Origin of the sequence: Comamonas sp. F1-6 (assembly GCF_039581415.1) — a bacterium.
In the GTDB taxonomy this organism is placed as follows: Bacteria; Pseudomonadota; Gammaproteobacteria; order Burkholderiales; family Burkholderiaceae_C; genus Comamonas; species Comamonas thiooxydans.
This window is the reverse complement of sequence record NZ_JBCPWN010000004.1, coordinates 73,359-97,941: the sequence shown is the minus strand read 5'-3', so window position 1 is coordinate 97,941 and position 24,583 is coordinate 73,359. Positions and strand designations below refer to the sequence as shown.

The window sequence follows — 24,583 nt, the reverse complement described above, 5'->3', positions numbered from 1 at the left end:
ACTTGAATGGCAAAAGCCCGCAGCCACACAAACTACGCCACAAGCTGTTTGCCGGATTCATTTTTAGTTGCCTGCGTTACGCGCTGCTTCGGGCGTAAACATGGCTGCAGTCATATTTCCCTTATTCAAGACGGGACCCTGGGGGCGCTCCTGGAACAGGTTGTAGGCCACATAGCCGCCAGAGTTCAGGTCGTGATAGAAGCTGGTGCCCGCATGCCAGATCCTTGCGTCGAAGGCGTAGTAATGATTGACCACCGCCTGCAGCCACAGCTGGCCGCGTGCATCGTAGTAATCGCTCATCAGTGCCTGCCCGGTATCTTCATCGAGGAACAGCACGCGCTTGCCGAACATGTGGCGGTAGCCATCCTTGAGCGAAGCCTCAAGCACCCAGACCCGGCGCAGCTCGTAGCGCATGTAGTCGGGGTTTTCATGACCAGGTTTGAGCAGATCGGCATACTTCACGTTGCTGCCGTGAATCTTGTAGGCATTGGCCGGCACATAGACTTCCTTCTTGCCCAGCGACTTCCAGTTGTAGCGCTCGGGCGAGCCGTTGAACAGGCGATCGGAGTCAATCGTCAGTTTGCCACCGGTGCCCGACAATGGCTGGTCAAAACCGTACTCGGGAATCTGGCGCACACGACGTGTGCCGGGGTCATAGCTCCAGCCCAGGCGCTTTTCCTTGCCAAACTCAACCGGCTCGGAAACCACGCTGACGCCGCCTTTCTCGCGTTCGGGCAACTTGACCGCATTCATGCCCTGGGACATGGGACTGCCCAGTGGCTGTCCTGCGTTGGCCGGGTCGTTGATCTGACTGAAAGCGCGATTGTCGGCACGACCCCAGACGATGCTGCCATCGGCCAACACATTGGCGTTGTCACGCAGCGTGTGTTCGGTGAAAGCACGCGAAGGCAGCAGATTGTTGAAGGCCAGCTCAAGGCCATTTCTGGGGAACGGGAAGGGCAGCGCCCCCTTGACCGCACCCGTTGTGCCCTGACCGTCTGCGTTCATCACGGCATCCTGGGCATTCTTTCTGGCCGCCGCGCAGACGGCATCCGAGAAGCGAAAGTCACGGTGGCCCTGATAGACCGGAATGCGATAGGTCTTGGGGTATTTGGCAAACATGGCCTTCTGCCCCTCGCTCAGGCGCTCGCCATACTGCGCCAGATTCTCAGCCGTGATGGTGAGCAACGGCTTTTCACCGGCATAGGGGTCCACCGGGTGCTGGCCAGCATGCGGGTTGTATTGAATGCCAGGCGGCGTACCCAGCCATTTGCCCGTGAACTCGGGTACACCACTGGCTGTACCCGCTTTTTCTCCTCCCGTGCAGGTCAACGACTTGCCCAGCCTGGCCAGCTCATCGGGCGTCGCCTTGGCCCAAGCCCCCCCCACAAACAATACACCTGCAGCCAAGACCGCCGGCAAACGGGGTCCCTCTCCTAACTTCATGCCTAGTCTCCTTGGATGCATCCGCCATGCATCTACCTGTCATTGAACTTCTCTTATCGTTCTTCTTCCTTGCCCACTCGCGATTCGGAAGCAACGAAATCATTGTTCGACCGGCGACAATCGCAAACATCGTCAATTAGGACTAGCGCAGGCAGACGCCAGCAACAGACACAAAAAAGCGGGCCATTGGCCCGCTCGGGAAAAGCAGTTTTCGTTCAGCGCTTGATGCCGAACACACCCAGCATCTGCTCCGTCTGCTTTTGCATCTGCTCCTGCATCTGCGTGAACATGTTCTGGGACTGCTCCATATAGCTGCCCATCAAACCCTGCATGGCTTGCGGCTGCATGCTCATGAACTGCTTCCAGGCCTCGGGGTTCATGCCCTGGGACTGGCCCGCAAGCTTGCTTTGGAAGTCCGTGAACATCTGCACGTTCTTTTCGATGTAGCTCCCCATGAAGCCCTGCATGGCATGACCGTAGAAGCGAATGATGTTGGCCAGCATTGCCTCGGAGAACATGGGAGCCCCGCCCGCTTCTTCTTCCAGAATGATCTGCAGCAGGATGGAACGCGTCAGGTCTTCATTGGTCTTGGCATCCCTGATGACCACCGGCTCGCTATCCATGACCAGTTGCTTGACCTCGGCCAGAGTGATGTATGAAGAGGTATTGGTGTCGTAGAGGCGGCGATTGGGATACTTCTTGATGATTCGCTGGCTCCCCACCTGGACATCACCCTCTTTGCCCTCTTTGCTTTCTTGCATCGCAAGTCCTTTATGTTCTGGGGGTCGGCCCCGTCGTCAATTGAGCTATTGCAGTGCAACAGATTTTAGGCAGTGCACAAGCCGCATCGGCAAGCAGTAACCCTGACAACCCTGCTTGTCCGTGTTGCAACAAAGTCGCACCACCGTCACAGCCAGCATCAGGTCTTTGCCATTTATTCACAAAAAACAGTTTGCCGTCTATCGAAATCAAGCTTGCAGAAGGTTTACAGTGCCTCTCGTTGTTTGACGAAAGGCTCAACGGATGATTACCACCAAAACACGCAATGCTGTTTGTCTGACCGCCCTGCTGGCTGCCGCCGGCTTCATGACTGCAGCACAGGCCCAGCCCGATGCTGCTGCGGCCGATGCCGCCAAGCCCGCTGCGCCGCAGGCAGCACCCGCAGCTCAGGCAGCCCCTGCCAATGTGGATGCCGCTGCCGCAGACGCCGCATTGCGCAAGCGCCTGCAGGCAGTTGTCGCAGCCATGGACGGCAAGTCCAAGCTGGCTGCCAACAATTTCAACGAGGAGTTCCTCAAGAACTCCCCCATCGACACCGTGCAGAAAGCCCTGGACTCCGTGCGCACCGGCGTCGGCAGCTGCCAGGCGGTTGGCCGCATGGAAAGCTCCACACCTCTGGCCACCAGCGTGCTGCTGAGCTGCACCAAGGGCTTTGTGCCCATGGAACTGGCGGTCGAGCCCAAGGCGCCTTACCGCATTTCCGGTATCTTGCTGCGCCCGGCCTTCTGGAAATAAGTGCTTTCACCACCAAAAATGGAGCCTCCTGGCTCCATTTTTTGTTGGTACCGACAAAGTCAGATCACCACCGGCTCGGGCTCCAGGCGAATGCCAAAACGTTCGTAGACACTGGTCTGAATTGCCCCTGCAAGCGTCATCACCTCGCCGCCGGTCACGCTGGCGTCGAGGCTGTGGCGATCTCCGCGATTGACCAGCACCAGCGCCTGCTTGTCGTAGACACCCGCGCGGCCCATGGTCTTGCCTTTCCAGCCGCAGGCATCGATCAGCCAGCCGGCCGCCAGCTTGATGGAGCCGTCATCCATGGGATAGTGAACAATCTTGGGCTCGCGCGCGATGATGTCCGCGCATTGCTCGGTCGTCACCGTGGGATTCTTGAAGAAGCTGCCCGCATTGCCGATGACTTCGGGGTCCGGCAGCTTGGCACGACGAATCTCGCAGACCCATTCAAAGATCTGCTGTGCAGTCGGCTGCTCTATGCCTTTTTCCGCCTGCTTGCGCTGCAGATCGAGATAGCCCAGATCCGGCTGCCAGCTCTTGGGCAGCGCCAGACGCACCCGGGTGATCACCGCCCGTCCTTTGAGACCCAGGCCGCGCGGGACAGCCGTCGAGCCCGTCACGGGCCAGTACTTGGGCTGAGCCGGTGCATGTTTGAACACCGAGTCACGGTAGCCGAAGGCACATTGCGCGGCATTGAGGCTGAACTGCTCGCCGGTGACCAGATCGATCGCGTCCAGGGAGTCGAAGCGATCCTGCAGCTCCATCCCGTAAGCGCCGATGTTCTGCACCGGGGCCGCGCCTACCGTGCCTGGAATCAGGGCCATGTTTTCAAGGCCTGTATAGCCCTGGGCCAGCGTCCATGCCACCATGTCATGCCAGCGCTCGCCTGCCCCGATCTCGACAATCCAGTGCCTGTCGGTTTCGCGCAGCAGCCGCATGCCCATGATTTCCATCTTGAGCACCACGGGGGCCACGTCGCCCGTCAGCACCACATTGCTGCCACCGCCAAGGACGAACACAGGCTGCCGCCCCCATAGCGGGTCGGCGAGAAACTGACGGATATCGTCCTGGCTACGAATGCGCACCAGCGTTTCGGCGCGCGCGGCAATGCCAAAGGTGTTGCAATGCTGCAGGGGAACATTTTTCTCGACTAACATCCATCCAATTGTCGCACTGCGCCTGCTCTGCTGCTGGCAAGCAGCACATCACGGCCCGGCGCACTGTGGCTGTTTACCGCTCTGATACTGATAGGAATTACACATGCCTTCTTTTGACACTGTTTGCGAAGCCGATTTCGTCGAAGTGAAGAACGCCGTTGACAACGCCACCAAGGAAATTGGCACCCGTTTCGACTTCAAGGGCACATCGGCCGCCGTCGAACTCAAGGACAAGGAAATCACCATTTACGGCGATGCCGAGTTCCAGCTGCAGCAAGTCGAGGACCTGCTGCGCAACAAGCTGACCAAGCGCAATGTTGACGTGCGCTTCCTGGACATCCAGAAGGCACAGAAGATTGGCGGCGACAAGGTCAAGCAGCTCATCAAGGTCAAGAACGGCATCGAGTCCGAGCTGGCCAAGAAGATCCAGAAGCTGATGAAGGAAAGCAAGCTCAAGGTGCAGGCTGCCATTCAGGAAGAGAAGGTCCGCATCACCGGAGCCAAGCGTGACGATCTGCAGGCGGCCATGGCATTGATCCGCAAGGATCTGGCCGACCACCCTCTGTCGTTCAACAACTTCCGCGATTGAATGAAGCCCCCCCTGCGCAGCTCCGCTGCTTCCCCTTCCCTCGCCTTGCGGGAGGGGGGCGAGGCCGTTGCCACAGGGCGATGCGGCCAGCTCAGCTCCTTGCCCCGCGCCTCTGGCCTGCGTCGCATGGGGCTCATGCTTTCAGTCGCTGTGGCCTCCAGCAGTGCCTTTGGACAGTCCGTAGCCTTGACCGGCGTGCTGGGCAGCAAGGCCTTGCTGGTCATTGATGGCAGTGCCCCCAAGGCGCTGGCCGTCAACGAAAGCCACAAGGAGGTGCGCCTGCTGCAGATCAGCGGCGACTCCGCCGTGGTGGATATCAAGGGCCAGCGCCAGACCGTGCATCTGGGAGCAGCTCCGGTCAGCGTGGGCAGCCGGGGCGGCATTGGCGGCGCCGCGCGCTCGGGCCGGCTGGTCCTGATCGCCGACTCGCGCGGCCATTTTGTGGATCGAGGCTATATCAACGGGAAAACCATGCAGTACATGGTGGACACCGGCGCCAGCACCATTGCCATAGGCCGTGCCGATGCCGATCGCATGGGACTGCCCTACGAGCAGGGTGCCCCCGTCCTGATGCGCACGGCCAACGGCACTGCCCAGGGCTGGCGCATCAAGCTCGACAGCGTCAGACTGGGCGAGATGGAGGTCTACGGGATAGAGGCCGTCGTTGCCCCCCAGTCCATGCCCTATGTGCTGCTGGGCAACAGTCTGCTGACCCGGTTTCAGATGACCCGCAAGGGCAATGAGATGGTTCTGGAAAAGAACTGAACCCGCCTCTCGCCCATGCACGCACGCTACGACGACCCCTATGAAGACCTGCTGGGCCTATGGTCGGATCTGGAGGCCGCACTCGCGGTTTTGCTGACCGAGCCGCTGCGCATCCCCGGCTTTGCCATCAAGCTGCACCAGCTTGATCTATGGCTGCAAGACCTCATCACGCAGGACAGTGATGCCGCGCTGTATCTGATGTTTCAACGTGCCAGCTCGACAACCGTGGGCTATAGCCCGTCTCACGCCGTGGTCTGCGCGGGCCTGTGCCATATCCTTGCCAAGGAGCTTGACCTGCCTCAATCCGAGCGCGACACGCTGATCCAGGCCGCTCTGACCATGAACATCGGCATGACCGTGCTGCAGAATCAGCTGGCCGAGCAACGTACACCGCTGAGCAGCCAGCAAGCCGAAGCCGTCAAGCAGCACCCCACAGAGGGCCGGCTGATGCTGGAGCGGCTCATGGTGCGTGACCGACTCTGGCTGGACACCGTGCAATACCACAATGTGGTGCTGCAGCCCGCGCCGCTGGCACAGTTGCAGCCGCTGGAGCGTCTGGTACGCATTCTGGGCACGGTAGACCGTTATGCGGCCCTGATCAGCCCACGCAAGACCCGTAGCGGCCGCTCGGCTACCGAGTCGCTGCAAGTGCTGCAGCAGGGCGGCCAATACGCCGATGAGGTCAAGCAGGCCTTGATCGATGTCGTGGGCCTGTACCCGCCCGGCACCTATGTGCAGCTGGACAATGGCGAAGTGGCCGTGGTGCTGCGCCGCGGAAAAAGTCTGGAAGAGCCCGAGATTGCCAGCGTGATCGACCGTGACGGCCACAGCATGTACCCGCCCATCTGGCATCTGGACGGGCGCAGGCCGGCCATCACCTCCGCGCTGGCGCGTTCCTCGCTGACGCTGGATCTGGACCTGCGCTCCATGGCACAGCTGGGCATTCACAGTGCACGCGGCAATGCGGAGCTGTACCGCATGGTGAAGCTGCCGGGCAGCAGACGCTGACCCTTTCTAGACGCCTTGTGCAGCGATCAGGCCGGCATGGTGGCCACGCGTGAACGCCTCTTCCAGTACCGAGTAGCCGGCCCAGTCCGAATGCGCAAAGCTCAGCCGCGCCGTCGCAGGCGTGGGCAGGCCTTGCACTCGCTCCCCATTCAATAGCAGATTGCGCTTGCTGGCACTGAACTTGACGGCTATTTCACTCAATATCCGCTGATCGCCAGGACGCGGAATCGCCATCGCATGGCCATAGCGGGTGATTTCCATGCGTGTGGCATGCCGCAGCAAGTCTGGGTGCGGCTCGCTCAGCGTGTTCACAATGCGCTCGCGCCAGAAGGCAAACGGCTGCTGCATCAATTGCCGGCGCCCATCGGCCCAGTCCCCCAGCGCCTGGTAGTAGCTCAGCACCGTGGGCTGGCTGCGGATGCGGTCCAGTCGCTGATTGCCCGCATCCACATAGCCCAGCCCGCCCGCATTGCCATCGCGGTACAGCACATTGTCCCAGGCGGGCTCGGCGCCAGGGTAGTCGGCCAACGGTCGGTCGATATGGATGTTCGCCACCAGCCAGGGGGCCCAGTCCAGGCGAGCCGCCACGGCACGCAGAAAATCGGGCGCATTGCGCAGCACTCTTGCAGCAACAAAGCTGGGCAGCGCCACCACGCAATGGCGCGCCAGCCAGCGCTCATGCTGCTGGCGGCCATGGTGATAAACCTCGATCTGCACGCCGCCCGCGTCCTCGGTGACGGCAAGCACGCTGCAATCGGTCTGCAGCTGCGTGGCTTTCAGTCCCGCCGCCAGTTGCTGCGACAGCCAGCCATTGCCCTGGGGCCAGGTCAGCACCTGCTCGCCATCCGCTTCGCTCTCGTGCTCGGACTGCGGACGCGGCGCGTGGAAACCATGGCGGCTGGCGAAATAGTGAATCCCCGCCCAGGCCGATACGCGGCTCAGACCGGCACCGAAATCATCCCGGCAGCTGTAGTCCAGATACCAGAGCAGACGCTCGTCATCGAGGCCCTGCGCCGCCAGCCATTGGTCGAAACGCTGTGCATCGAGCACGGCATGAGAGGCAGGCAGACCCGCTTCGCGCTGCCAGACACGGATGGACGGCATGGCAAAGGCCGCCGCCCGAGACGCTGCCTCGACCTGCTTTTCAAACAGCGCATATTGCTCCAGCGTGCGCTGGCTCACGCCCTGCACCGGCAACAGTCCTTCGTGCCAGCCGCCCTGCCAGTACAGACGCTCCTGCGGGCTATGGCAGAGATAGCGCTCGTCATAGCGCCAGCGGCCAGCGAAGCGCTGGCGCACGCCCAGCTCCTCGAGCCAGTCCTGCACCTCATGGGCATCGTCGCCGGGAACGGGCAGATAGTGGGCACCCAGGGGGCAGGCAATGCCCTTGACTTGCCCGGCCTGGCTGTTGCCTCCCATGGCGGCCTGGGTATCGAGCAAGGCTGCGCCCTGCACGCCAGCCAGTTCCAGCGCGCGTGCGGCCGCCAGCCCGGCCATGCCCCCGCCCGCAATCACGACCGGCGCTCGGTGCACCACCGCAGGTGCAGGCAGCTCCAGCCCCTGCGCCAGGCGCTGCCAGAAAGGGCGCAGGCCATGACCACGCTCCAGCGCCACGCCGCTGAAGCCGCCAGGCAAGTCCTCCAGTCTGGGCGCTGGCTGCTTGCAGCCGGCCAGGCCAGCTGCGCCCAAAGCGCTGGCAGCCGCCAGCCCGAGCCAGTCGCGCCGCTTCAGATCGGCCCGCATCAATGCTCCACCTTGCCCCACTCGCGCTCATAGGTGTTGACCAGCACCTGATTAGACAGGCGATTCACCTCGGTCGGCAGGCGCGCCATATCGAGAGGGAAGTCAAACATCAGGCGCAGCGTGGGCAGGGTCAGAAAACGCATGCCAGCGGGCAAAGCCTCGGGCTCGCGCCAGGGACGGTGGCTGGCCAGCACAAAACCCCATTCGCCAAAACTGGGCACATGCACGTGATAGGGCTTCGCCGTCAGACCCACGGACTCCACGGTCTGCACCACGGTCCAAAAGCTCTGGCGCGCAATCAGCGGCGAGGTGGTCTGAATCACGGCATAGCCGCTGGCCGCCAGACGCTTGTCCAGCAGCGAATAAAAACTATTGGTGAACAGCTTGCCTATGGCGAAATTCGTGGGATCGGGAAAGTCCACCACGATCACATCGAAGGTGTCTGCAGTCTCCTGCAACCAGTGAAAGGCGTCGGTGTTGACGATGCTCACGCGGGCATCGTTGAGTGCATTGCCATTGAGCGCCGTCATCATGGCATTGCTCTTGAACAGGCCGGTCATGGCCGGGTCCAGCTCCACCAGCACCACGGACTCCACGCCAGGGTACTTGAGCACCTCGCGCACGGCCATGCCGTCGCCGCCACCCAGCACCGCCACCTTCCTCGGTGCACCATGTGCGGCCATGGCGGGGTGGACCAGCGCTTCGTGATAGCGGTACTCGTCGCTCTGGGCAAACTGCAGATTGCCGTTCAGGTACAGCCGCGCGCCCTGGCGTCCCTGTGTCACCACGATGCGCTGGTAGGGCGAGCTGCTGCTCAGCACGATGCGGTCCTGGTAGAAATGGTCGTCGGCCAGCCGGGTCAGCTGATCCGCGCCCGCGATGCCGCCACCCAGGGCCAGCAGCACCAGCGCACAGGCCCAGGCATGGGCGCGCAGATTGCGCAGCTCATGCTTGAACAGCACCAGGGCCCACACGGCAATGGCCGCGTTCATGAAGCCGAACAGCAGACCTGTGCGCACCAGCCCCAGCTTGGGCACCAGCACGATGGGAAACGCCAGCGACACGGCCAAGGCTCCCAGATAGTCGAAGGTCAGCACCTTGGAGACCAGATCCTTAAGCGATGCATTGCGCTTGAGAATGCGCATGACAAGCGGAATCTCCAGCCCCACCAGGGTGCCCACCACCATCACCATGCCGTAGAGCAGAAAGCGGAACGCGCCCGGCGCATAGGCATTGGCCAGAAACAGCACGGCCGGCAAGGCACCGCCGACCAGCGCCACCATCAGCTCCACGCGCAGAAAATGCGCGGGCAGCTGATCTTCGAAATAGCGCGACAGCCACGAGCCTATGCCCATGGCAAACAGATAGGTGCCGATGATGGTGGAGAACTGCAGCACCGAATCACCGAGCAGATAGGATGCCAGCGCGCCTGCCGCCAGCTCATAGAGCAGACCGCAGGCCGCAATCACGAACACACTGGCCAGCAGCGCCACATCAATGGGCCTAGGCCCCAGGCCAGCGCTGTCCTGCTCGGCCACCATCGAAGTCATCAAAGGTACTTTCTATCTAGTTCAGCACACCATCGGCCTGCACTCCTCAGGAATCAGCACTTCCCATTGGACTCTGAAGCTCAGACCCGGCGCGCTGCAAACGAGGGACTGCCAGCAAGCGCCGCCGCGCAGCGATGCAGTCGTCCCCCTCCCGCGTAGCGAGAGAGGGGGAAGGCGCGGGCGCCTCAGGGGGTGTTTAGTGAATCGCCGCAGCGACGATGATGCTGATCCCCAGGCACATGGCCGCCACCACCATGGCCAGTGCCTTGTTGTGCTTCTCCACGATCTCGGCCCACATGTCCACGGGCGTGATCTTGTCGATGATGATGAAGCACAGCCAGAACACCACCACGCCCACCAGGGCGTAGATGATGGAGCCGAAGAAGTTCTGGGCGCTGAACCAGTCGAAATTCATGATGTCTCTCCTGTAATGAGATAGGGGGCCTGCCTGTAAGAGCAGCGACGCTTATTTATGGCTGCCACCAGAGGTGTAACCACCGTAGGAGCCGCTGCTGGAGCGGCTGTACGTGCAGTTGGGATCTGTGCGCGGGTCGCAGTTGGGACTGGACATGCAGGCACGCAGGAACGGCAGGATGAACAGCAGCAGGAACAACCAGAACAGAATCGTGCCCCAGCTGAAGCCGCTGCCCGACAGAGGACTGACCTGGGAGCGATCCTTGAGCTTGGCCGTGCCGAACGCCTTGGCCACCGTCTCAGCCGAAACGCGCTGGCCATGGGTCCAGGTCGTTTCCTGATTGGCAGTCTCCAGCGCCAGCGTGGACTGCTTGCCGCCATTGGCAAAGTCCACATTGCTGGACTTGGCGCCCTTGAAGACGGGCCAGTAGAACTCGCCCTCTGCATATTCCGTCTCCGCCAGGTAGGCGTAGTCGCGCTGGTATTTGCGCTGCAGATAGGTCGCAGTGGCGCCGTTCTTGCTGAGCTTGGGAGCACCCGTGATGACGCGGGCCGTGCTCCAGCCGTCTTCTGAATCGACGATGAACGAAAAGCCCGCCTTCTTGTTGTAGAGCAGGTACTCGTCCCAGGTGAAGCTGTCGTCCTCATCCTCGCCCAGACCACGCCCGCTGCGCCTTTGAAAACCCACGACCTGCCATTTCAGGCCATCCAGCGTGCCTTCGCTGCCCAGCGGGATCGGAGGCTTGACCTTTCTGCGCTGCTCGGCATAGCTCAGCTCCGCCCCCATGCCCTTGGACATGTCGATCAGGCTGCCACAGCTGGGGCAGCTCAGGGCCTTGGTGGTATCGAAGCGCACGGGCACCACGGCACCGCACTTGGGACAGTTGAAGTGGCGGCCCTGGGTTTTCTGCTGGGCGCTGCTGCGCAGGCCCTGCATCTGCAAAGCATCCAGCGCCACGGCTGCCCCCAGGCTGAAGGCCGGTGTCTTGTCGCTGAAGTCGATGGAGAGAATCTGGTTCTTGTCGCTGCGCAGCTCCACCAGCTTGAAGCTCTTGCCCAGCTGAGGCAGTTGGGGCAGCTCGCCCTGAGCCGCCATCAGTTGCGCATCCTGAATGCTGGTGACGGTGAAGGATTCGGTGCCTGCCTTGAGCTCGCGGCCCATTCGCCATTCACGCTGCTGGAACTCGGTCACGTTCCAGCCCGGCGGCTGCCAGCTCACGGCAAAGACAAAGCTGCCGTTGTCCTCGCTCAGCCAGGCCAGCTCGCCGTTGCTGAGCGCAGCCACCCATTCCGACCAGTTGCCAGCCGCGCTTTTGTACTGCGCGCGGCCCACGATGGTGAAGGGCTCGGGCTTGCCGTTGCGCTTGACCATGCCCGAGGCGCCCAGTTGCAGCGGGCTGTAGTCCTCGAACACCTCGGCCATGGAGCCAATGCGCTTGAGCGTCTCGCCATCGCGCAGCACGGTGCTGCGACAGAACTCGCAGACGGCAAAACTCGATTGCGCACTGGCGAAGTGGACCGGCGCGCCACAACCAGGACAGGGAGCGCTGTAGTCGCGCTGCGATGGGCTGGAAGCCATATCTTTTTGCTATTTAATCAGGAGCTTCTTGCGCTTGAATGGAAGAGGCCTGAAGGCGGCCTCGGCGAAATGTAGCAGCCGCGTCCTAGCGATGCTTGCTCTTGCCGTTCTTGCGGGCCGCGCCCTCTGCAGGCTTGGAGCCATCGGTCTTTTTCTGTCCCAGCCTGGATTCCTTGCCGGCGATCAGGCGCTGGATGTTTTCGCGATGACGCCAGACCAGCAGGATCGCCATCACGACAATCGCGGCAGTAATGGGCGTTTCCGCATCCCAGACGATGCCGCTGCACAGCACGTAATACACGGGCGCGAACACCGATGCCACCAGCGCGGCCAGGGAGGAATAACGGAAGAACACGGCCACTATGACCCAGGTCAGGGCCGTCGCAAGACCCAGCCAGCCGCTGATGCCCAGCAGCACGCCCAAGGCCGTGGCCACGCCCTTGCCACCCTTGAAGCCGAAGAACACCGGGTACAGATGGCCCAGGAAAGCCGCCAGGCCGACCAACGCGACCGTGCTGTCGCCCAGCCCGAACTGCGCGCCGAAGGCTTTGACCAGCACCACGGGCACCAGGCCCTTGAGCGCATCCAGCAACAGCGTGACAGCCGCAGCCGCCTTGCTGCCCGAGCGCAGCACATTGGTGGCACCGGGGTTGCCGCTGCCATAGGTGCGCGGATCGTTCAGGCCCATGACGCGGCTGACGATGACGGCGAAAGACAGCGAACCAATCAGATAGGCCGCGATGACGGCAATAACGGGATAGAGGGCGTTCAAAGGAATTCCTCGGCCAGAGACTGGCCCTTAGGCCCGCCAACCCAAGTCGACGGAGCCGATTGTTGTCACGACTTACGCAAGTTCGGACCGTGCATGCTTTCTTGTCGATAGCAATGCCGTTGTAGATCCTTGATTGCGTATGTTTTAGTTGTTTGCTTTTTTGCCAGCCGGCGTCTGCCCCGGCTGACCAGCCCCCTATTCTGCCAGCGCGCAGTGCACCGGCCGGGCATCGAGCAAACGGGTGCAGACCTCAGGGGCCAGTTGCACCAGATAGCCGCGCCGCCCGCCATTGATGGCGATGCGTGGCAGCGCGAGTATGGTTTCCTCGATATAGACCGGCATTTCGCGCCTGGTGCCGAAGGGCGAGGTGCCGCCCACCAGATAGCCGCTGTGGCGGTTGGCCACTTCGGGCTTGCAGGGCTCCACGCTCTTGGCCCCGATCTGGCGTGCCAGGTTCTTGGTCGATACCTTGCAATCGCCATGCATGAGCACGATCAGCGGCCTGGCATCCTGATCCTGCATCACCAGGGTCTTGACCACCGCATGCTCGTCCAGTCCCAGCTGACGCGCCGACTCCTCGGTACCGCCATGCTCCACATAGTCATAGGGGTGCTCGGTGAACTCCACCTTGTGGGCCCTGAGCATCTGCGTGGCCGGAGTCTCGCTCACATGGGGGTTTTTGTCTTTTTTTGCCATGATTCAATTTTGATAGCTAGTGGCGCATACCCGATATGGGCCACTAGCCATTTTCCCTCAATAAAGCGATCAGACAGCAGGATCGCGCATCTCCCAGCGGATGCGGTCGATTTCGGCCAGCAGCTCGGCAGACAGCTCGGTTCCCCAGGCATCGAGATCCTCGTCGAGCTGGGCCACCGAAGTCACACCGATGATGGTGCTGGCCACCTGCCACTTGGTGTAGCAAAAGGCCAATGCCAGCTGCGTGGGAGTGAGGCCGTGCTCGCGCGCCAGCGCGTTGTAGCGGCGCGCGGCGGCCAGCGCATCGGGGCGACCCCAGCGCTGTTTCTGCACGGATTCATACCTGGCAATGCGTGCCTGCTTGGGCGCACCGGCCTCGGTCGGCGCAAACTGATCGAACTTGCCCGTCAGCAGGCCGAAAGCCAGCGGCGAATAGGCCAGCAGCGACACCTCGAGACGGTGACAGGTTTCGTCCAGCCCGTTCTCATAGCTGCGGTTGATCAGGCAGTAAGGGTTCTGGATCGCGGCCACACGCGGCAGCCCATGCTGCTCGGCCAGTCGCACAAACTCGTGCACGCCATAAGGCGTCTCGTTGGACAGACCGATATGGCGAATCTTGCCCTGCCTGACCAGACCGGCCAGCGCCTGCAACTGCTCGTGAATGGGCGTGAGCGAGCTTTCCTTCTGCGGGTCGTAATACATAGTGCCGAAGGCCGGCACATGGCGCTCGGGCCAGTGAATCTGGTAGAGGTCGATCACCTCGGTCTGCAGGCGCTCAAGGCTGGCGTCGCAGGAACGAACAATGTCATCCGCCGACATGCCAGAGCCTTCGCGGATCCAGGGCATGCCGCGCGATGGACCGGCCACCTTGCTGGCCAGCGTGATCCGCTCGCGCATGCCGGGGCGAGCCTTGAGCCAGCGACCGATGATGGATTCCGTCGCGCCAAAGGTGGTCTCACGGGCGGGCACGGCATACATCTCGGCCGTGTCGAAGAACTCCACGCCGCGCTCCACAGCTCGGTCCATGATGCGCCAGGCTTCAGCCTCATCGACCTGCTCGCCGAATGTCATGGTGCCCAGACAGATGGGGCTGACGCGCAGATCGCTCTGCCCCAGAGCAACGGGATTCATGGAAAGACGGGAAGTGGATGCAGCAGAAGTCATGCTTCCAAGTTTAGAGCCTGACCGTACAAGATCGGGGCAGACTCCTTGTTTTTGCTGACACCGCTGTCCCGCGCACGACGGGCCATGCTGCAAGCGCAGCAATAATCAAAACAACGGAGACAATATGACAACGCACAACCCCGCGCAGACCGGCCAGCTCACCGATATCCCGCCCTATCAGCCGCGCCGCCAGTGGCGCTCGCAGATGCTGCCCGTGCGCAATATGCACTACCACCAGCGAAGCTGGGAGCCCGAGCCGGCTTCTGGAATCGATCCCGAGTTGCCCGTGCTGGTGCTGGCCCATGGCTGGATGGATGTGGCCGCCTCCTACCAGTTTGTAGTCGATGCCTTCAGCGACGCCTTTGTTCAGGGCCGCCGCATCCTTGCCCACGACTGGCGCGGCTTCGGCCTGAGCCGCTGCACCGAGCCCTGCGACAGCTACTACTTCACCGACTACCTGGCCGACCTGGACATGCTGCTGGAGCAGATTTCACCCGATCAGCCCATCGACCTGGTCGGCCACAGCATGGGCGGCAATATCTCCTGCATGTATGCCGGGGCGCGGCCCGAGCGCATACGCCGCTTTGTCAATCTCGAGGGCTTCGGCATGGCGCCCACAAGGCCCGACCAGGCCCCCGGGCGTCTGGCCCAATGGATGGATCAGCTGCGCGAGCAGCGGGCGGGCGGCATGGGTCTCGCCCCCTACGACAGCGTGGAGGCCGTGGCCAATCGCCTGCAGAAAACCAATCGCCGCCTGCCCCGCGACAAGGCGCTATGGCTGGCTCATCACTGGTCGGCCCCGGATGCCCAGGGCCGCTGGCATATTCTGGGCGACGCCGCACACAAGCTCTCCAACCCCTATCTCTACCGCGTGGACGAGGCCCTGGCCTGCCTGGCCGCCATCAGCGCGCCTACCCTGTCGGTTGAAGCATCGGACGACAGCCTTGGCCATTGGCACCAGGGCCGTTACACGCTGGAGCAGTACCACGAGCGCATTCGCCACATCCCGCAATGCGAGATCGCCCGCGTGCAAGACGCCGGCCATATGCTGCACCACGACCAGCCCGAGGCCGTGGCCAGGCTGATCGAGGATTTTCTGCGCTGACCGCTTGCTATCTAAAAAAGAGCTTTTGGCGCATGTTATCAAATGATTTCAGATCTATTTACCTCTTAAATCAATTGAATACATACGCTATCAGCTCATTTAACAATAGCAAACTCTGGATCACCGAGCCTGCAGCTCCAGCACATGGCGCCAGCGCCCGGGCTGCATCCGCAGCGGGCGATAGCGGCCGTCGGCCCATTCCGCACTCATGTCGGCATAGCGGCCCGACAGCGCCAGCCCGCTCTGCCCGGTCTGGTAGATGAACTGCGAGGACTCCGGATCGCTGAGGTCGTAGATGGCGCGCAACGAGGGCGCATGGCGGCTGACAAAGCGTCCTCCCAGCGGACCTTTGGCATCGGCGGGCGACGGGTTGGCGTTGTACTGCCCGACGTTGACGCTATAGGTGTCACCGCCCGAGGCCACACTGACATTGAACACGCCGGCCAGCGCCGCCACCGCGCCCAGCGGCTTGTGCGCGCTGAGCGCCGGATGCGCCGCGCCCCAGCGGCTTGTGCGCGCTGAGCGCCGGATGCGCCGCGCCCCAGCGCCATTGGCGCGGATCATTGCCATAGGCCGCCTGCAGCTTGTCCAGCGTTCGGGTCAGCGCCTGCCCTGACTGTTGCTCACAGCTCAGCGGCGCGCACCACCAAGCGTCATTGCGCGCCAGCATTCCCTCCAGCCCGGCGCGGAAGTCACGCTTGCCGTAGCTCATGGCAAAGCGCTGCTCGCCAATGCGCGGAATCACCAGGCCGCGCGTCAGCTCGTCGACCCATACCGAGAAGATCAGCGGCTCGGGCCTGTCCCGCTCCATCTGCCCCTCAAAGCCCGCCAGCAGTTGCTGCGCCTGCTCTGCCAAGGCGTGGCTCGATTGCGCCTTGCGCAGCACGGGCAGCAAGGCCTGGGTGGCCAGGGACTGCACATCGTTCTGAATCGCCGCCATGCTGGCCACGTCATGCTGGCTGCCTGCCGCCAGCAGTTGCTCTATGCGCTGGTGGCGGTAAGGCAGGCTCCAGTCCTGGGTCAGAAAATGCGCATAGCCGGCATCCGTCACGCGCTGGTTGGCCGTGGCCACAAAGCCGCGCGTGCCGCCATCGTCCTGCGGCGTCTGGTCGTATCCCAGCCAGCCCTGCCAGTCATACCGCGCATCCCAGCCGGGCGCCGGCGCCACGCCGCGCAAGTCATTGCCCGGCGCACGCACAGGCACCCTGCCCGCGGCCTTGAAGCCGATATGTCCTTGCACATCGGCCGCCACAATGCTTTGCATGGGCGAGTGGTAGATGGAAAATGCCTCGAACAATTCGGGCACGGTCTGCGCCCCGTTGGCTCTGAGGCCGGCCTCCACCGTGCGGTTGTCAGTGTCCAGCGCTGCCCAGCGCAGGGCCAGCGCATAGCGATCGGTGTTGATGACCTTGCCGTATTGCTGCTGCGCGTCGCTGATCACCGGGCCGTGGCGCGTGCTGCGCAGCGTCACCCTGACATCGCTCTGGCCCTTGACCTTGAAGACTTCCTCGCGCACGACAAACTTTTCCCAGCCCATGGGCGTGCGGTACTGGCTGGCATCGGTCGGGTTGATCTGTTCCAGATACAGATCCTGCACATCGGGGTTGGTGTTGGTAAAGCCCCAGGCCACCTGCGCCGTACGGCCCAGCACCACGAAGGGCATGCCGGGCAAGGTGGCACCCGTTACATCCAGCGCGCTCAGGACGCTGCCGTCGCCGGCCCGGCCCTCTGGCGACTGAAGGCGCGCGAAATACCAGATGGCTGGAGCGCTCAGCCCCAGATGCGGATCGTTGGCCAGCAAGGGCTTGCCGCTTCGGGTCTTGCTGCCGGCCACCACCCAGTTGTTGCTGCCCAGTCCGTCGTTGCTGCCCATGTCCCTCGCCATGGAGGCCGCCCATTGCTGTAGGGCAGATTCAATCTGCTGCACCGGGACAGAGAGCTTCTGCGACGCATCGGCCTCGCGGTACACGCCCAACTGGCGGTAAAGCTGGGCTAGATCAACGGCCGTCGCGGGCTGCTCGCCCGGATAGGCAGGCATCAGCTGCCACAGCTGCTCGGTGCTCAGGACCTGCAGCAGATTCAGCCGTGCGAACTCGTTGCCCCAGTTGCCACCCAGATCCAGCGCCATCATCAACGCCCAGCCCACGGTGTCTTCAGGCTCCCAGGTCGATGGCCCTCCTGCTCCGGCCCTGGTGCCCAGCAGCAGGAACTCCGGCGCTGCAGCCTGCGAAGGCCTGGCATAAAAGGCGGCGATACCCTGACTGTAGGCCTGCAAGGCCTCCTGCACCGAGGGCGGCAGCGCCGCGTACTGGCGACGCGCCGCGCCATGAATATCGAGAGCACGCATCAGCTTGTCCAGCTCCAGCGTGGCCGGCCCCAGAATCTCCGACAGCTGCCCCTGCATGAGACGGCGGTTGAACTCCAGCTGCCAGCCGCGCTCCTGCGCATGGACAAAGCCCAGGGCCCGCCAGACATCCTGCGGCGACCGGGCGCTGATATGCGTGATATCGGACTCGTCGCGCCTGACCCACACGCTGCGCTCAAGCCCGGCGAGGACCAGCTTGCCATCCATGCGCGGCTGGGCCCGCATGCCATAGACCGCCAACGCGGCCCCTGCCAGCAAAACCAGCCCGGTGGCCGCAGCCGCCAGATTCAGTGTGCGCCTGAGCCAGGGACGTGCAGAGGGTTCTGCCGCCGAAGTGATGTCTCCCATATCGCCTCTTGTCATGCGTCCGGTGCGCAACATCCACATGCTGATCGCGTCCAGCCATGGGCGACAATACCTGTTTGGGCCACGGCCCGTAGAACGTGTTTACGATCTCCTCGCGCCGCGACAGTGGCTTTGCGGGATGGAATGCGAGGCGCGATACCGCAGCAATAGCTCTGCTATTGCGAGGATTCGCAACGCCGCAGACCCCCCCTGACCGGGCGTCCGCAAAGACACTGTCCCGAAGGGTTGGAGCGAAATCGGGCGATTTACTGCGCGCTGTCTCTTGCTTGCACCACGGTGCAAGCGGCGAGCCATCGCTTCGAACTCATCCCGATTGCGCTCCAACGCGGCTGCGTAGAGATCGTAAACGCGTTCTTAGTAAAACGACTTACGCAGATTCGGATCAGGCATGGCGCTCCATGCCTGTCGTGCTTCCCTGTTCGCGTCAGTCCCAAGGAATTCAACGCATGTGGCCCTTCAGTCTGCTCAAGAAACTCAGCCAGGACCCCGCCGTGGGTCAGACCCGGGGCGACTATATCGGCTGCTATCTGCTGGGCACGCATACCAGCGGGCGCGACGATGACATCAGCTATATCTCGCTGGCCACCACGCGCGAGCAGCTGGAGCAGGATGCGCGCCAGTATCTGCAGAATTTCCTGGAGCAGCATCCGCAGTTGACCGAAACAGAGCGCCTTGCCCTGCAGGATCTGCTGGAGCACTGGAATGCGCGCGCCGATGCCCATCTGGCCAAAGCAGCCGGCAAGCCCAGCCAGCCCCTGGCCGTGCAGGGCGGCAGCGAGCTGTTCCTGCGCACCGGCATGCGAGCACGCAAAAAGGAAAAAGGCGTCTATCTGGAATAGACGCCGGGGCGGCGGCTGCTGCCCGGCGGCTGCCGCTACTGCGTGAAATTCATGTCAAAGCCGGCTTCGGTCAAGCGCACCTCGCCGCCTGCTTTTTGCAGCCAGCCCCTGGTGACGGCCCAGTCCAGCGCGGACTGACGCTCGCCGTCGAAGATGCCATGCTTTTGCAGGTCGGCAGCAAGCGCTTTCTCGCTCATTCCTTCGCCGGCACGCAGGCTTTGCTCCACCACCAGGATGTAGACCATTTTGTGGGCTGCGATCTGAATGCTCTGCTCTGTCATGTTCACAAGTCCTTGTTCTTGAATGAAGGGAAAGCCGGGTGCCCGCCAGGCTCCAGGCCTTGCGCCCTGGCCTGCTGCTTGTGTTTTATGCCGCGAGCCATACCCACTCTGGCAGTGAGTTTGTAGCCATCTCTCTAGTATTTCCGATGCGTTTCCTCTGCTTGCCGGCTCCGCAACATGGTGCCGGCGCTTCAGTTTCAGAACTGTGTTTCAGGGAGGTCATCATGGCTCGCCACACGCCCATAGAACGCTATCGCAATATCGGCATCTCCGCGCATATCGATGCCGGCAAGACCACCACCACCGAGCGCATACTGTTCTATACCGGGGTCAACCACAAGCTGGGCGAAGTCCATGACGGCGCTGCCACCATGGACTGGATGGAGCAGGAGCAGGAACGCGGCATCACCATCACCTCGGCGGCCACCACGGCCTTCTGGTCGGGCATGGAGCACAACTTCCCGGCCCATCGCATCAACATCATCGACACACCCGGCCACGTGGACTTCACCATCGAGGTCGAGCGTTCCATGCGCGTTCTCGACGGCGCGGTCATGGTCTACGACTCCGTGGGCGGCGTGCAACCACAGTCGGAGACCGTCTGGCGCCAGGCCAACAAGTACAAGGTGCCGCGCCTGGCCTTCGTCAACAAGATGGACCGCGTGGGCGCCGATTTCTTTCGTGTGCGCCAGATGATGGTGGACCGCCTCAAGGCCCACCCGGTTCCCATCGTCATCCCCATCGGAGCTGAAGCCGATTTTCATGGTCTGGTCGACCTCATCAAGATGAAAGCCATCTTCTGGGACGACGAGTCGCAGGGGGTGAAGTTCGAGTACCAGGAGATCCCCGCTGCACTTCTGGCCAGCGCACAGGAATGGCGCCAGAAGATGGTGGAAGCCGCTGCCGAGGCCAATGAAGCCCTGACCGAGAAATACCTGGACAGCGGCGACCTCGGTGCCGAGGACATCATCACCGGCCTGCGCCTGCGCACCATCGCCACCGAAATTCAGCCCATGCTCTGCGGCTCGGCCTTCAAGAACCGGGGCGTGCAGCGTCTGCTCGATGCGATTGTCGAGCTCATGCCTTCGCCGCTCGATGTTCCTGCCATCGAGGGTCATAGCGAGGACGACAGCGCCAGCACCACGCTGATACGCCATGCCAGCGATGACGAAAGATTCGCCGCCCTTGCCTTCAAGCTCATGACCGACCCCTTCGTGGGCCAGTTGACCTTTGTACGCGTTTACTCGGGCGTATTGGCCAAGGGCGATCTGGTCTACAACCCGACCCGCGGTAAAAAGGAGCGCATAGGCCGCATCGTGCAGATGCATGCCAACGCACGCCAGGAGATCGACGAAATCCGCGCCGGCGACATTGCGGCCTGCGTGGGCCTCAAGGACGTGAGCACGGGCGAGACGCTGTGCGATCCGCAAGCGCCCATCGTGCTCGAAAAAATCTCCTTCCCCGAACCCGTGATCGCCCAGGCGGTTGAGCCCAGGAGCAAGGCCGACCAGGAAAAAATGGGCCTGGCACTGGCGCGCCTCGCGGCCGAAGACCCGTCCTTCAGAGTCAGCACCGACGAGGAATCGGGCCAGACCATCATTGCCGGCATGGGCGAGTTGCACCTGGAAATCATCGTCGACCGCATGAAACGTGAATTCAATGTGGCCGCCAATGTGGGCAAGCCCCAGGTGGCCTACCGCGAAACCATTCGCAAAACAGTCAGCGATGTGGACGGCAAGTTCGTTCGCCAGTCCGGTGGCAAGGGCCAGTACGGCCATGTGGTGCTGAGCGTGGAGCCGCTGGAATCGGGCAAGGGCTTTGAATTTGTCGATGAAATCAAGGGTGGCGTGATTCCGCGCGAGTTCATCCCCGCCGTGGAAAAAGGCCTGCGCGAAGCCATGAACTCGGGCGTTCTGGCCGGCTACCCGGTGGTCGATGTGCGGGTGCGGCTGACCTTCGGCTCCTACCACGAGGTGGACTCCTCGGAGCAGGCCTTCCGCATGGCCGCCATCCTGGGCTTCAAGGAAGCCTGCAAGAAAGCCGACCCGGTGATCCTGGAGCCCATCATGGCCGTCGAGGTGGAGACGCCCGAGGAATACGCAGGCGCCGTGATGGGCAATCTGTCCTCGCGCCGCGGCGCCGTGCAGGGCATGGACGATATCGCAGGCGACGGCAAGACCATCAGGGCCGAGGTGCCGCTATCGGAAATGTTCGGCTATGCCACGCATCTGCGCTCCATGACTCAGGGCCGCGCCACCTACACCATGGAGTTCAAGCGCTACGCGCAGGCCCCGCAGCAGGCGGCGGCCGCAGCGAACGCGACGACCGGTCACCGAAAACAGGGCTAGGCGGATCCAGGCAACTCTGTCGCGGCTCGGCGGCAGAGTTGCCGGGCGGGTTCAGACAGACGACTCAGGACGCATGCAGCCACTGCATGGCCATGGCATCTTCGGTAAAGGGGAAATGCCTGACCTCGGCATGCGTGATATGTCTGCCGACGAACTCGGCCATGCCCGCCAGATGACTGTCGGTCACCAGAGCGATCTGCTCCACCTGATGGCGATGGTCTCTGACAAAGCCCATATGGGCGCTGAAGCCGGCCCAGTTTTCCCAGCCTGGAAAGTCCTTGGACTGAATCATCACCCCATGCAGTTTGGGATGCTCGGCCAGGAATTCGTCCACATCCTGGCTGACGCCGTCAAAATCCTGCTCGGTCAGGGGCCCATGGGGCTCCAGCAGCAAGATGCCTTCGGGTTTCATGAGGGAGTAATTGAGCATATGCAACTCCTGCAGCGAAACTTCACTGTACGCCTGCGCTCACTGGAATGCAGCCCTAGACAGCACCCGCAGCACAGGTTTTCTCTGCCCTTGCCGCCGCTCTGTACGGACTTGCTGAAACGCGACTGATTCGCTTACTGGCAGCCCATGGCCCGGCTCAGGCTCTGCATCTGCTCGCCCAGCGCGGCACGCAGATCGGCGCGCATGGCATCGCGTGTCAGCAGTTCTTCGGCATAAAGTGCCGCCCAGTCAATCCCCACGCCCAGCACCACACCGGCGACCGCTCCCGCCACCGCCCCCACTGCCGTGCCGACACCGGGAACGACAGAGCCCACAGCCGCACCGGCTACCGCTGCCCCGGCCTTGCCCAGACCCTGCTTGGCAGCCGCCTTGGCCAGCACCTTGCTGGCGGCCTTCATCGAGGCCTTGGCCATGGCTTTGCCTGCGACGGCCGCGGCAAAAGCACCGCCCCCCGTGCCCACCAGGGCACTGGCCGTCAGACGCTGGCGTGCATCGCCCAGCAGCTCCAGCGCAGGCAGGCTGGCAACCTCGGCACGCACCAGACATTGCTCGGGACTCAGGGCCAGATGATGACGCGCCAGGGTTTGCTCGATGCGCTGCTGGCCCTCGGCCAGAGCGGCACCGCTGGTCAGCGCCTGCTTTTGCAGGGTCTGCACCCAGCCCTCCAGCCCTGGCGTGGCTCCCAGGGTTTCGCTGAGCTTGTTCTGCAGAAACTGACTCACATCGCCCGTGAGCAGACTGAGGATGCGGCCCCACTCCGCCCCCAGACTGAAATACCAGTCCAGATAGCGCTCGACGGCGGCATCCAGTTGCTGGTTCATCTCCGGGATGCTCTGGCACAGGGCCTGTCCGGCCTGGGCCCGGCCCAGCAGCTGCAGAACCTGCTGACGTGTGGCGTCCAGCGTGCCGAGGCGATAGAGCTGCTGCCCGATGCGCTCGCACTCGGGCAGGCGCTTGAGCGCCAGCGGGCTCTCCTGCGCACGCGCCAGGCCGTCAAGGGCTGCCGTGGTCTGCACCAGAATGCCCAGCACCAGCACGGCAACCAGGGCCAGCAAAGGCGCGGCCGGCAAAGGTGCGGCCGGCGAAGGCACGTCATTGCGCACTGGCCCCGAAGGCCTGGCCTGCAGCAGCAGGGCCGAGGAAGCCGATGCCCCCTGTATGGCGCGCCCCAGGCACAGCAGCACGCCTACCGGGCCGAACAGCGCCAGCAGCAACAGGCGCAGCACGGGCAACTGGGGCAGGTCGGCCATGGCGCCACTCGCCAGCTGCACGGCAAGCAGGGCATCCAGCCCCCAGCGCACCAGCCCCGAGGGCGCAGCATGAATCTGGGCCAGAGCAAGATTCAGCGCTTCAGGCTTCATACCGGCCGCCAGCGCCCGTCCCATATCCTGCTGACTGACCATGCCATAGAGCCAGCCACCGCCCAGAAACACCAGCAGCAGCCAGGTGGCAGCGCGCTGGGTGAAGGCCCAGGCAAAGGCTGGCGATGAAAACTCTCGCTTCAGGCCCGCCTGCATGCCACAGGCCAGCAAGACATGAAGCAAGGGGGCCAGCGCCAGCAGCGCCCATTCCCAGGGCGCCAGAAACCAGGCCTGCCAGAGTGAGCTGGTGCACAACAGCAAGGCCAGTGCCAATGCCTTGCAGGCCGGCCACCAACCGCCGCCGAGCCAGCGGCCGATATGCCCCTGCGGCGCGAACTGCAAACGCAGCAGCTTTTTGCGCAGCATCAGGAGCAGCCAATGCCCCCAGGCTGGCAACAGCACCAGCAGCAGGACTGCGAGCAGCCAGCCCCAGGGCGGCAAGCGCGTCAGCAGATGGGAAAAGCCGGCCAGGGCCGCCAGCCACAGCCAGCCCAGCAGTACCGCGCGCAGCAGAGTCCACGGCCGGGTCGGCCCAAGCTCGGTCGCTGGCGCGCCAGCACGGTTCATGGTTCGCGGCTCTTGCCCGCTGCCCCCCGGCCTGCAGCAGCAATCCCCCTGGCGATGCGAGCGTTGTAGACCGTGAGGCGGCTCATGCCCAGTTGCTCGGCAATCTTGGCGTCGGCTGCCGTACCCAGCAAGGCCACGGCCTCGTCGCTCCAGTCGAAAGCGCTGCTGGCAGCAGCTCCTGTCACCGAGTCAATACCGAGCTCGGTGCGCTTGGCCACCACGCTGGCCTTGCTGATGCCCAGCTGCTTCGCCACCTCGGCATCGGCCTCCCGGCCCAGCAGAGCCAGCGCTGGCTGCGTCCACCGGAAATGCCCGAAGGCGGGAATGCCCAGCGCATTGCGCTTGAGGTTGACCGTCTTGGCCGATGTGCCCCAGCGCTCGGCCAGCACGGCGTCTTTTTCCTGGCCCAGCAGGGCCAGCATTTCCTCGGTCCACGGCAGTGCAGCCTTGCCCATGCGTGCGTCCTTCCCGATCTCAAAAATACAAGCCAGATTGGCATTCA

Annotated in this window: 21 protein-coding genes and 1 pseudogene; 7 read left to right on the top strand and 15 right to left on the bottom strand. The window is 63.0% G+C overall.

The window, feature by feature from the left end; all coding sequences use genetic code 11:
* Positions 1-63 precede the first annotated feature (63 nt).
* Both AAIL66_RS05760 and phaR read right to left on the bottom strand, forming a co-directional pair.
* The gene (locus tag AAIL66_RS05760; RefSeq protein ID WP_343496222.1) at positions 64-1,446 is read right to left on the bottom strand and encodes a DUF1329 domain-containing protein; all 1,383 of its coding nucleotides are present in this window, start codon (positions 1,444-1,446) and stop codon (positions 64-66) included.
* Between the two features lie 215 nt (positions 1,447-1,661).
* Positions 1,662-2,207 (bottom strand): polyhydroxyalkanoate synthesis repressor PhaR, encoded by a 546-nt coding sequence (gene phaR, locus AAIL66_RS05755; protein WP_012837888.1) that lies wholly within the window; start codon positions 2,205-2,207, stop codon positions 1,662-1,664.
* A 262-nt stretch (positions 2,208-2,469) separates the two neighbouring features.
* Between phaR and AAIL66_RS05750 the strand changes: the two genes are divergently transcribed.
* Positions 2,470-2,961, top strand: coding sequence for a hypothetical protein (locus AAIL66_RS05750; RefSeq protein ID WP_034351767.1), 492 nt, complete (start codon positions 2,470-2,472; stop codon positions 2,959-2,961).
* 59 nt (positions 2,962-3,020) lie between these two features.
* On the opposite strand, the gene murB is transcribed toward AAIL66_RS05750, so the two are convergent.
* A complete protein-coding gene (gene murB / locus AAIL66_RS05745; RefSeq protein ID WP_034393080.1) occupies positions 3,021-4,118 on the bottom strand; it encodes a UDP-N-acetylmuramate dehydrogenase in 1,098 nt (365 codons plus the stop codon).
* 103 nt (positions 4,119-4,221) lie between these two features.
* On the opposite strand from murB, the gene AAIL66_RS05740 reads away from it, so the two are divergent.
* The 3 genes from AAIL66_RS05740 to AAIL66_RS05730 all read left to right on the top strand — a co-directional run bounded on the left by AAIL66_RS05740 (position 4,222) and on the right by AAIL66_RS05730 (position 6,480).
* Positions 4,222-4,707, top strand: a complete 486-nt coding sequence (locus tag AAIL66_RS05740; RefSeq protein ID WP_003063225.1) for a YajQ family cyclic di-GMP-binding protein — start codon at positions 4,222-4,224, stop codon at positions 4,705-4,707.
* A 135-nt stretch (positions 4,708-4,842) separates the two neighbouring features.
* Entirely contained in the window at positions 4,843-5,472 is a 630-nt protein-coding gene (locus AAIL66_RS05735) for a TIGR02281 family clan AA aspartic protease (RefSeq protein WP_237704415.1), read from the top strand.
* 15 nt (positions 5,473-5,487) lie between these two features.
* Entirely contained in the window at positions 5,488-6,480 is a 993-nt protein-coding gene (locus AAIL66_RS05730; protein ID WP_343496221.1) for a phosphodiesterase, read from the top strand.
* Between the two features lie 6 nt (positions 6,481-6,486).
* Here the strand turns inward: AAIL66_RS05730 and AAIL66_RS05725 are convergent, their stop codons facing one another.
* The 7 genes from AAIL66_RS05725 to AAIL66_RS05695 form a co-directional block, all read right to left on the bottom strand.
* Entirely contained in the window at positions 6,487-8,223 is a 1,737-nt protein-coding gene (locus AAIL66_RS05725; protein ID WP_343496220.1) for an FAD-dependent oxidoreductase, read from the bottom strand.
* Positions 8,223-9,773, bottom strand: a complete 1,551-nt coding sequence (locus tag AAIL66_RS05720) for a polyamine aminopropyltransferase (RefSeq protein ID WP_034383795.1) — start codon at positions 9,771-9,773, stop codon at positions 8,223-8,225. Before AAIL66_RS05720 ends, AAIL66_RS05725 begins: the two co-directional genes overlap by 1 nt.
* 196 nt (positions 9,774-9,969) lie before the next feature.
* Positions 9,970-10,188: a DUF350 domain-containing protein gene (locus AAIL66_RS05715; protein WP_003063240.1), complete on the bottom strand. Its 219-nt coding sequence runs from the start codon at positions 10,186-10,188 to the stop codon at positions 9,970-9,972.
* Positions 10,189-10,239: 51 nt separating this feature from the next.
* The gene (locus tag AAIL66_RS05710; RefSeq protein ID WP_343496219.1) at positions 10,240-11,766 is read right to left on the bottom strand and encodes a DUF4178 domain-containing protein; all 1,527 of its coding nucleotides are present in this window, start codon (positions 11,764-11,766) and stop codon (positions 10,240-10,242) included.
* Between the two features lie 85 nt (positions 11,767-11,851).
* Positions 11,852-12,538 (bottom strand): glycerol-3-phosphate 1-O-acyltransferase PlsY, encoded by a 687-nt coding sequence (gene plsY / locus AAIL66_RS05705; RefSeq protein ID WP_034351753.1) that lies wholly within the window; start codon positions 12,536-12,538, stop codon positions 11,852-11,854.
* A 195-nt stretch (positions 12,539-12,733) separates the two neighbouring features.
* Positions 12,734-13,234, bottom strand: coding sequence for a Cys-tRNA(Pro) deacylase (ybaK, locus tag AAIL66_RS05700; RefSeq protein ID WP_343496218.1), 501 nt, complete (start codon positions 13,232-13,234; stop codon positions 12,734-12,736).
* A 69-nt stretch (positions 13,235-13,303) separates the two neighbouring features.
* Positions 13,304-14,365 (bottom strand): aldo/keto reductase, encoded by a 1,062-nt coding sequence (locus tag AAIL66_RS05695; protein ID WP_343496291.1) that lies wholly within the window; start codon positions 14,363-14,365, stop codon positions 13,304-13,306.
* Positions 14,366-14,522: 157 nt separating this feature from the next.
* Between AAIL66_RS05695 and AAIL66_RS05690 the strand changes: the two genes are divergently transcribed.
* Positions 14,523-15,503 carry an alpha/beta hydrolase gene (locus AAIL66_RS05690; RefSeq protein WP_343496217.1) on the top strand — a complete coding sequence of 327 codons (981 nt, stop codon included), beginning with the start codon at positions 14,523-14,525 and terminating at the stop codon, positions 15,501-15,503.
* Between the two features lie 120 nt (positions 15,504-15,623).
* Here AAIL66_RS05690 and AAIL66_RS05685 read toward each other — a convergent pair.
* Positions 15,624-18,255, bottom strand: a pseudogene (locus AAIL66_RS05685) (penicillin acylase family protein).
* Positions 18,256-18,680: 425 nt separating this feature from the next.
* On the opposite strand from AAIL66_RS05685, the gene AAIL66_RS05680 reads away from it, so the two are divergent.
* Positions 18,681-19,073 carry a hypothetical protein gene (locus AAIL66_RS05680; RefSeq protein ID WP_343496216.1) on the top strand — a complete coding sequence of 131 codons (393 nt, stop codon included), beginning with the start codon at positions 18,681-18,683 and terminating at the stop codon, positions 19,071-19,073.
* 35 nt (positions 19,074-19,108) lie between these two features.
* Here AAIL66_RS05680 and AAIL66_RS05675 read toward each other — a convergent pair whose 3' ends face one another.
* Positions 19,109-19,354 (bottom strand): hypothetical protein, encoded by a 246-nt coding sequence (locus tag AAIL66_RS05675; protein ID WP_034407752.1) that lies wholly within the window; start codon positions 19,352-19,354, stop codon positions 19,109-19,111.
* Positions 19,355-19,578: 224 nt separating this feature from the next.
* On the opposite strand from AAIL66_RS05675, the gene fusA reads away from it, so the two are divergent.
* Positions 19,579-21,702, top strand: a complete 2,124-nt coding sequence (gene fusA, locus AAIL66_RS05670; RefSeq protein WP_034351739.1) for an elongation factor G — start codon at positions 19,579-19,581, stop codon at positions 21,700-21,702.
* Between the two features lie 64 nt (positions 21,703-21,766).
* On the opposite strand, the gene AAIL66_RS05665 is transcribed toward fusA, so the two are convergent.
* The 3 genes from AAIL66_RS05665 to AAIL66_RS05655 form a co-directional block, all read right to left on the bottom strand.
* Positions 21,767-22,132 (bottom strand): STAS/SEC14 domain-containing protein, encoded by a 366-nt coding sequence (locus tag AAIL66_RS05665; RefSeq protein ID WP_034351737.1) that lies wholly within the window; start codon positions 22,130-22,132, stop codon positions 21,767-21,769.
* Between the two features lie 134 nt (positions 22,133-22,266).
* Positions 22,267-24,081 (bottom strand): hypothetical protein, encoded by a 1,815-nt coding sequence (locus tag AAIL66_RS05660; protein WP_343496215.1) that lies wholly within the window; start codon positions 24,079-24,081, stop codon positions 22,267-22,269.
* Positions 24,078-24,536 carry a hypothetical protein gene (locus AAIL66_RS05655; RefSeq protein WP_343496214.1) on the bottom strand — a complete coding sequence of 153 codons (459 nt, stop codon included), beginning with the start codon at positions 24,534-24,536 and terminating at the stop codon, positions 24,078-24,080. The genes AAIL66_RS05660 and AAIL66_RS05655 overlap by 4 nt, the downstream gene beginning before the upstream one ends.
* Positions 24,537-24,583: the final 47 nt, after the last annotated feature.

Bases quoted from the DNA above. Each gene is read 5' to 3' on its own strand.
- AAIL66_RS05750 (WP_034351767.1), top strand. From the start codon at position 2,470: ATGATTACCACCAAAACACGCAATGCTGTTTGTCTGACCGCCCTGCTG.
- murB (WP_034393080.1), bottom strand. From the start codon at position 4,118: ATGTTAGTCGAGAAAAATGTTCCCCTGCAGCATTGCAACACCTTTGGC.
- AAIL66_RS05675 (WP_034407752.1), bottom strand. From the start codon at position 19,354: ATGACAGAGCAGAGCATTCAGATCGCAGCCCACAAAATGGTCTACATC.
- AAIL66_RS05710 (WP_343496219.1), bottom strand. From the start codon at position 11,766: ATGGCTTCCAGCCCATCGCAGCGCGACTACAGCGCTCCCTGTCCTGGT.
- AAIL66_RS05715 (WP_003063240.1), bottom strand. From the start codon at position 10,188: ATGAATTTCGACTGGTTCAGCGCCCAGAACTTCTTCGGCTCCATCATC.
- AAIL66_RS05665 (WP_034351737.1), bottom strand. From the start codon at position 22,132: ATGCTCAATTACTCCCTCATGAAACCCGAAGGCATCTTGCTGCTGGAG.
- AAIL66_RS05730 (WP_343496221.1), top strand. From the start codon at position 5,488: ATGCACGCACGCTACGACGACCCCTATGAAGACCTGCTGGGCCTATGG.
- AAIL66_RS05720 (WP_034383795.1), bottom strand. From the start codon at position 9,773: ATGACTTCGATGGTGGCCGAGCAGGACAGCGCTGGCCTGGGGCCTAGG.
- AAIL66_RS05695 (WP_343496291.1), bottom strand. From the start codon at position 14,365: ATGAATCCCGTTGCTCTGGGGCAGAGCGATCTGCGCGTCAGCCCCATC.
- phaR (WP_012837888.1), bottom strand. From the start codon at position 2,207: ATGCAAGAAAGCAAAGAGGGCAAAGAGGGTGATGTCCAGGTGGGGAGC.
- AAIL66_RS05740 (WP_003063225.1), top strand. From the start codon at position 4,222: ATGCCTTCTTTTGACACTGTTTGCGAAGCCGATTTCGTCGAAGTGAAG.
- AAIL66_RS05690 (WP_343496217.1), top strand. From the start codon at position 14,523: ATGACAACGCACAACCCCGCGCAGACCGGCCAGCTCACCGATATCCCG.
- AAIL66_RS05725 (WP_343496220.1), bottom strand. From the start codon at position 8,223: ATGCGGGCCGATCTGAAGCGGCGCGACTGGCTCGGGCTGGCGGCTGCC.
- fusA (WP_034351739.1), top strand. From the start codon at position 19,579: ATGGCTCGCCACACGCCCATAGAACGCTATCGCAATATCGGCATCTCC.
- AAIL66_RS05660 (WP_343496215.1), bottom strand. From the start codon at position 24,081: ATGAACCGTGCTGGCGCGCCAGCGACCGAGCTTGGGCCGACCCGGCCG.
- AAIL66_RS05655 (WP_343496214.1), bottom strand. From the start codon at position 24,536: ATGGGCAAGGCTGCACTGCCGTGGACCGAGGAAATGCTGGCCCTGCTG.
- ybaK (WP_343496218.1), bottom strand. From the start codon at position 13,234: ATGGCAAAAAAAGACAAAAACCCCCATGTGAGCGAGACTCCGGCCACG.
- AAIL66_RS05760 (WP_343496222.1), bottom strand. From the start codon at position 1,446: ATGAAGTTAGGAGAGGGACCCCGTTTGCCGGCGGTCTTGGCTGCAGGT.
- AAIL66_RS05680 (WP_343496216.1), top strand. From the start codon at position 18,681: ATGTGGCCCTTCAGTCTGCTCAAGAAACTCAGCCAGGACCCCGCCGTG.
- AAIL66_RS05735 (WP_237704415.1), top strand. From the start codon at position 4,843: ATGCTTTCAGTCGCTGTGGCCTCCAGCAGTGCCTTTGGACAGTCCGTA.